1 protein-coding gene is annotated in these 682 nt (G+C 61.3%); it reads left to right on the forward strand.

All coding sequences use genetic code 11. The features are described 5' to 3' along the window. A partial coding sequence (locus tag RCF13_RS25330) for a sugar phosphate nucleotidyltransferase (RefSeq protein WP_308141652.1) occupies positions 1–682 on the forward strand: 682 nt, incomplete at both ends.

A 682-nucleotide genomic window follows, 5' to 3' on the forward strand; every position in this document is an offset into this window, starting at 1 on the left:
GCCACATTGCTCGTCATGCCCGCCGATCATCTGATCGAGGATGAGGCCGCGTTCGCCGAGGCCGTTTCCAAGGCGCGCCCGCTTGCTGAAACGGGCCGCATCGTCACCTTCGGCATCGTGCCCGATCATCCGGAAACCGGCTTCGGCTACATCGAGGCCGAAGGCATCGACGTGCTGCGTTTTGTCGAAAAACCTGACGCCGAGACGGCACAGGCCTATGTCGAAAGCGGCCGCTATTTCTGGAACTCCGGCATGTTCTGTTTCACCGCCGGAACCATGCTCGCAACGATGCAGCGCCACGCGCCGGAAATCTTCGCCGCCGTTCAGGCTTCGCTCGAACATGCCCGGCGCGGCGTCAACGGCGAGACGAAGACGGTCGAAATCTCCAAGGACGATTTTGCGGCGGCGCCAGCGATTTCCATCGATTATGCCATCATGGAAAAGGCCGACAACATTGCCTGCATTCCGGTGTCCTGCGGCTGGTCCGATATTGGTTCCTGGGCGGCGATGGCGGATCTGATCACGCCCGACGACGAAGGCAACCGCCTGCGCGGCGAAACGGTCATCGAAGACACGACCAACAGTTTTGTCCTGTCTGAAACACGGTTGGTCAGCCTTGTCGGCGTCCACGACCTTCTTGTGGTCGACACGCCCGACGCGCTGTTGGTCGCCCATCGCGACA

This window comes from Stenotrophomonas maltophilia group sp. RNC7, assembly GCF_030910085.1.
Taxonomy (GTDB): Bacteria; Pseudomonadota; Gammaproteobacteria; order Xanthomonadales; family Xanthomonadaceae; genus Stenotrophomonas; species Stenotrophomonas sepilia.